Here is a 6,601-nt window from a genome sequence, read left to right as displayed (position 1 = left end):
CTTATAAGGTGGAGCAAAGAGAAAACCTTATGACAGAAACGTAGGAATCATTGGCTAAAAATGATTTGATTATGTCTTTGTTATAATGTTGTCTGTTTGCTTTTTTTAATAGAAAAATTGATAAAGAGGAGAGTTTTATTGATGAGAAAAAACAAAGCCCTGGTTATGCTGGTAAGTGTAGTAGTAATGCTTGCTGTGTTCATTGGCGGGTGCAGCGGGAACAAACAGGCTACCAGCTCACAGGGAGGGCAAACCGAACTTACCTTCTATTATCCTATTTCTGTTGGCGGTCCTCTTACCAAGGTAATTGACCAGATGGCGGCGGATTTTACCAAAGAGAATCCGGATATTAAAGTAACTCCTGTTTATACAGGAAGCTATGCGGAAACCAGAACTAAGATTCAGACCGCACTTCGCGGTAATAAGCCGCCGGAAATGGCGATCATGTTTTCCACAGACTTATTTTCACTGCTGGATATGGATGCCATTGTCGATATTGACAGTTTTATTAAGACCGATAGCGACAAAGCGTATCTTGCCGATTTTTATCCCGGTTTTATGACTAATTCACAAACCGGGGGAAAAACCTGGGGTGTACCATTCCAGCGAAGTACCATCATTCTATACTACAATAAAGATGCGTTCAAGGAGGCCGGACTTGATCCTGAGAAACCGCCGGCAACATGGGACGAGCTGGTCAGCGATGCGAAGGTGCTTACCAAAGAGGGGCGCTGGGGGCTTGAAATTCCATCAACCGGCTATGCTTACTGGATGCTGCAGACCTTTGTGCTGCAACAGAACGGCAATACCAACCTAATGAACTCAGCCGGCAATGAAGTGTATTTCAATTCTCCGGCGGCAGTGCAAGGTTTGCAGTACTGGCTTGATCTTTCCAAAAAGCACAAAGTAATGCCTGAAAATACGATTGAGTGGGCAACTGTGCCTACCGATTTTCTCGAAGGCAAAACTGCAATGATGTACCATACGACAGGAAACCTTACCAATATCAAGAAGAACGCAAAATTCAAGCTCGGTACGGCTATGCTGCCTGCTAAGGATCATAGAGGCACGCCGACAGGTGGGGGAAACTTTTATATCTTTAAAAATACTTCGCCGGAAAAGCAGCAGGCTGCCTGGAAGTTTATCAAATGGATGACTGAACCGGAGCGTGTTGCCAAGTGGAGTATTGAGACAGGTTATGTAGCGACCAGGAAACAGGCCTATGAAACGGAAACAATGAAGAAATATGTAAAGGAATTCCCCGACGCGCTTGTGGCGCGTGACCAGCTGGAATTTGCCGCAGCCGAGCTTTCAACCCATGAGAATGGCAGAGTGACCAAGATTATGGAAGATTGCGTTCAAACCATTCTTACAGCCAGGAAAACGATCGACCAGGCGGTGAACGACGCGCAAAAAGAGGCGGAAGAAGTGCTTAAACCGTTCAAAAAATAGTTGGTGAGGCAGTGGTGAAGGGACAATATATATGAAAAACATTACTATTGCTAGAAGCTGTGAGAAGCATCTCCTGCCAGGGGTGCTTCCCCATTCTTTCTTTTATAAGCGGAAATTAGATTTCCATGCCTGGCTGCTCATTTTTCCGTCTTTCGTATTCCTTGTACTTTTTACCCTATATCCTATCTGTTCCACGTTTATTGACAGTTTGTATGCTGAAAATCTTGCCAGTAAAATACCGCACTTTATCGGCACGGGGAATTATCAACACCTGCTGCAGGATCAGGTTTTTAGGCAGGCGGTGAAAAACAATCTGATTATTGCGCTTGTTACAGTACCTGTGAGCATAGCTATCGGGCTTTCCATGGCACTGTTTGCGAACTCAAAAATCAAAGGAACAAGTATTATTCGCGCCGGCTATTTCTATCCGACACTGTTACCGCTGATTGCTGTTGCTAATATCTGGATGTTTATTTATACGCCCGATTATGGTTTGCTAAGTTATGTTGAGCATTTATTCGGTTTAAAGAGTACGAATTGGCTGGGAGATCCGGCAACGGTGCTGCCTGCTGTTATCGCCGTTCTTATCTGGAAGGAATCAGGCTACTTCATGATCTTTTTCCTTTCCGGCTTGCAGAACATCTCCAGGGATATGTATGAGGCTGCCCGGATGGATGGCGCGGGCGACTGGCAGATCTTCCGCAAAATAACCTGGCCGCTGCTCATGCCAACCACTCTTTTTGTCGCCATCATTGCCCTGACCAATGCCTTTAAAACAGTAGACCATTTGTACATTATGACCAAGGGCGGGCCTGACAATGCCAGCACCATGATCCTGTATTACCTTTACCAGGTTGGTTTTGAGTTTTGGGATATTGGTTTGGCTTCGGCCATAACAACTGTGCTGGTGGTGCTGCTGTTAGTAATTACCTGCATTAAATTCTTTACAATCGACAAAAGAACGCATTACAGCTAGGAGGAATAGCCAGTGAAAGCTAACATCGCAGGTTTTTTTTATAAGACGGTCATGGCTGTTTTGCTATTGGTTAACGTTATTCCTCTGTTCTGGGTTTTGCGGACGGCGTTTATCTCTAAACAGTATGCAATGGATTTATTCAAGCTGGCGCCTGTTACGCTGGATAATTTTCGTAATGTATTTGCCGCGGCGCCGTTTGCCACATATTATTTGAATACGTTTATCATCATAACCGGTGTTTTGTGTGTACAGTTTGTGTTCATAACACTGGCAGCCTACGCGTTTGCCCGGATGGAGTTTTCCGGGAAGAACATAATCTTTGTTTTCTTCTTAGTGCAAATTCTCATAACTCCTGACGTGCTGCTCTTGCCTAATTATAGCTTTCTCTCCTGGCTTAACCTGGTTGATACGCATTTGGGCTTAATGCTGCCTTATTTTATATCCGCTTTTGGCATTTTTCTAATGCGGCAAACCTTTAAACAAATCCCGATTGAACTGGAAGAAGCTGCGAAAATTGAGGGAATGCGAACCTGGGATATTATCTGGAAAATTTATGTGCCGCTCAGCAAGCCTGCTTATATCGCTTTCGCCATTGTGTCAATCAGCTATCAGTGGAATAATTTCTTATGGCCGTTGGTGGTAACAAACTCGGTTGACAACCGGACCTTAAGTCTGGGGCTGGCCATTTTTGCCCAATCGTATGAAACCGGTGCGCAATGGGGAGAAGTCTGTGCGGCCACTGTTGCTGTCATTGCCCCGTTGCTTTTGATATTTTTGTTATTTGAAAGAAATATTACCGAAAGCTTTGCCCGTTCGGGTATTAAATAATTATCCTGTTACTCTTAGATGACATTATGATGGAGGCAAACATGGCGAACGTCTTGCTAAAAAATGTTTATAAGCGATATGAAGGTGGCATAACAGCAGTCAATGACTTCAGTCTCAAAATTGAAGACGGGGAATTTGTTGTCCTGGTTGGTTCTTCCGGCTGTGGCAAGTCGACTACGCTGCGGATGATTGCCGGTCTGGAGGACATATCGGCCGGTGAAATCTATATTGGCGGCCGGCTGATCAATAATGTGCCGCCTAAGGACCGGGACATAGCCATGGTTTTTCAGAACTACGCCTTATACCCGCATATGACAGTGTTTGAAAATATGGCCTTTGGATTAAAGTTTCGTAAAGTTCCCAAGGCGGAAATAAAGCGCAAGGTACAGGAAGTCGCCGGAATTCTTGCTATAGAACATTTACTGGACAGAAAGCCCAAGGCACTGTCCGGTGGCCAGAAGCAGCGGGTTGCTCTGGGGCGGGCGATAGTACGTGAACCGAAGGTATTTCTTTTCGATGAGCCTTTATCAAACCTGGATGCCAAGCTCAGAGTCCAGATGCGAAATGAAATCAGCAAACTGCATCAAAAATTGAATACCACTTTTATCTATGTGACCCACGACCAGACCGAAGCTATGACCATGGGTTCAAGAATTGTTGTTATGAAAGACGGCTTCATTCAGCAGGTTGATACACCCCTAGCGCTGTATGAAAGGCCAGACAATCTCTTTGTGGCAAGTTTTATTGGCAGCCCGCAGATGAACTGCATCAGTGCCAAACTGGAAAAACGTGCCGGTGCGATGTATATTGTCTTTGGTAAAAACAGCATTAAGCTTCCTGAAGACAAGGTACAGCAACTTACAGGTACTGACTATATTGGCAAAGAGGTGGTTATGGGGATCAGGCCGGAGGATGTCCATGATGAAGAAATACACGGAGAATCGTTAGCTGATAATATAATTAGCGCCAAGGTAGAGGTTAGGGAAATACTGGGGGCTGAAAGCTATTTATACCTGGCTGTTGAAGGTTTTAACCTAATAGCAAGGGTTAGTACAAGGTCTGCGGTAAAAGCAGGTGATGTTATTGAGGTGTTTCTGGACACTGATAGAATTCATTTGTTTGACAAGGAGACCGAAAAAACAATCGCAGCGGACAGCACCGTTTGCATACAAAACAAGTAAAAACTTGCCATGCAAGAAGGAGCATACTTTATGCCATTCGCTAACCATGGTCACTGTTTCTATTTGAAGATAATAGCTACTGTCCTAACCATATTGACAGTCTGCTTTACAACAACCGGTGTGCCCAGGCAGCAGACGGCAATAGCATCCGCCTGCGCCTGGTGGATGTCGGTAACAGTCCTGTGGCCCGCGTCAACCTGTCTGCATGGCAGGTTAATGCCCCTTCGGAGTCTTATGGGGTTAGGCTTGACTTTTCTTCAGGCTGACTTTTTTAAAATATGACTTATAACCGGGCGGACGGACTTAATGATTATTCACTAATTTGTGCGATAAACGGGTTATAAGTCAATAAGATCAAATAAGTCAAGCCTGACCCTAAAGCTAAAAGGTACACCAACCATTAGGGGGGTGTACCTTGCTTATTATGGGGCGCTGTTCATCTAGATTCAATTTTAATTTAAAAAGATAGTGGCAAAATCACTATTATTGTCATAAGACTCTAATTATGTATTTTCTCTGTATTAAACACCTGCTTTTTCCATGATGGACTTAACTGCTATAACAGAGAGAGAGTCGTCCGGTAATTCAACCAACGGCCTTCCTTCAAAGTCAAAGGCAACAGCCTGTGTATCATATGGGATAGTGCCGATTAAATCCAGGCCTGTTTTCGCGATTTCCGCTTTAAGGCCGTCAATTCCTTCTTCCCCTGTCTTGCTGATGATTAAGTAAACCTCGGGTATTGTTATCTTTAACACCTGAATAAGCTCGAATACCTTTGCTGCCGAACGAATACTGCGAACAGAAGTATCGCTAATTATAAACAGCATGTCAATATCTGCAACAATCCGCCGGCTTAAATGCTCCATGCCGGCCTCGTTATCAATGATAACGTATTCGTAATTTTTTTGTAACCGTTCCAGGTACATCCGTATCAAATTATTGGGATAACAGTAACAGCCATTTTGTTGGGGCAGCCCCATTTGGACAAAATCTATACCCTTTGCTTCCTTTATAACCTGACTTAATCGATATTCTGTAAATGAATCCTTGCCCATTCCACTTGGAACGGCATCGCCCACTCTGACTTCCTCCAGAATATTGGCGATAGAATCGTCTATATCAATTCCTAACGCTTCGTTTAAATTAGAATTAGGGTCAGCATCTACAGCTAAAATAATGCCTTTTTCCTGTCTCATCAATTCTTTAATCAGCAAAGCGGTAAAAGTCGTTTTGCCAACGCCTCCCTTACCGGCTACAGCTATCTTTTTTGTCATGGAAATCCCTCCAAAAATAAAATTATATCTCTTTCTGCAAAGATATCACTACAGATTGTGGCGTCCCCTGTTCAATAGACGTAATGAGACTGGTATTTTTATTAGATATTATATCCGTTCAACGTTTCCTCTATCTTCTAACTTTCTAAAACTCAAGGGAGAAACACCAATAATTCTTTTAAAAACTCTTGAAAAATGGGATGAAGTATTATAGCCAACTTGATCGCTTATGCATGAAGTGGATAATTTAGTTTCAGCTAGTAATTTGGCAGCCTGCTTTATGCGCATTTGATGCTGATATTGTAGCAATGTACATCCTGTGATTTTCTTAAATGTCCTATGAAGATAATGCGGATCAACATATAAACTATTAGCAATTCCCTGCAAAGTAAACTTATCAGCATAATGACAATCAATGTATTCTTGTGCTTTTTTAGCTAATTCATCCTTTGCACCTTGCCAATCCATACAATCCGGCCTACAACGGATGCATGGACGAAATCCATGATTGATTGCATCTTCAGCAGTATAAAATATAACAACATTTTTGGGATTAGGCGTTCTAGATGTACATGATGGCCGACAAAATGTTTTTGTGCTTTTTAGCGCATAAAAGAAAACTCCATCGTATGTTTTGTCACAATCTTTGATTGCTTTCCATTGAATCTCGGTCATTCCTACACTCCTACCTGCAGCCTTTACGTCTTTATGGAAAAACAAAATAATAAAAAACATGATGTAAAGATTGTTTTATGCAACTTTCTGTATCTTTCATTAAATGATAGCAGGTTGAGTGTAATTTGTCATTCAAAGTACCCTGGATCGAATTAGAAGTCAATAAGGTGAAAAAAATAGTTCGTTTTCCTATATAATTTGACAAACCAGCGGGA

At 42.8% G+C, this 6,601-nt stretch carries 6 protein-coding genes; 4 read left to right on the top strand and 2 right to left on the bottom strand.

The window, feature by feature from the left end:
- The first annotated feature begins 141 nt into the window (after window positions 1-141).
- The 4 genes from VN379_RS07790 to VN379_RS07775 are packed head-to-tail and all read left to right on the top strand — an operon-like array spanning window position 142 to window position 4,437.
- Window positions 142-1,452: an ABC transporter substrate-binding protein gene (locus VN379_RS07790; RefSeq protein WP_325532533.1), complete on the top strand. Its 1,311-nt coding sequence runs from the start codon at window positions 142-144 to the stop codon at window positions 1,450-1,452.
- 31 nt (window positions 1,453-1,483) lie between these two features.
- On the top strand, window positions 1,484-2,428 hold the full coding sequence (locus tag VN379_RS07785) for a sugar ABC transporter permease (RefSeq protein WP_325532531.1): 945 nt from the start codon (window positions 1,484-1,486) through the stop codon (window positions 2,426-2,428).
- A gap of 12 nt (window positions 2,429-2,440) precedes the next feature.
- Window positions 2,441-3,256: a carbohydrate ABC transporter permease gene (locus VN379_RS07780; protein WP_325532529.1), complete on the top strand. Its 816-nt coding sequence runs from the start codon at window positions 2,441-2,443 to the stop codon at window positions 3,254-3,256.
- Window positions 3,257-3,297: 41 nt separating this feature from the next.
- Window positions 3,298-4,437, top strand: coding sequence for a sn-glycerol-3-phosphate ABC transporter ATP-binding protein UgpC (locus tag VN379_RS07775; protein WP_325532527.1), 1,140 nt, complete (start codon window positions 3,298-3,300; stop codon window positions 4,435-4,437).
- A 521-nt stretch (window positions 4,438-4,958) separates the two neighbouring features.
- On the opposite strand, the gene VN379_RS07770 is transcribed toward VN379_RS07775, so the two are convergent.
- Entirely contained in the window at window positions 4,959-5,711 is a 753-nt protein-coding gene (locus tag VN379_RS07770; RefSeq protein ID WP_325532525.1) for an AAA family ATPase, read from the bottom strand.
- Between the two features lie 108 nt (window positions 5,712-5,819).
- Window positions 5,820-6,386: a bifunctional transcriptional activator/DNA repair enzyme AdaA gene (locus tag VN379_RS07765; RefSeq protein WP_325532523.1), complete on the bottom strand. Its 567-nt coding sequence runs from the start codon at window positions 6,384-6,386 to the stop codon at window positions 5,820-5,822.
- Between the last annotated feature and the right edge of the window lie 215 nt (window positions 6,387-6,601).

Source organism: Sporomusa sp., assembly GCF_035561255.1.
Classification (GTDB): Bacteria; Bacillota; Negativicutes; order Sporomusales; family Sporomusaceae; genus Sporomusa.
This window is presented reverse-complemented; position numbering and strand designations above follow the sequence as displayed.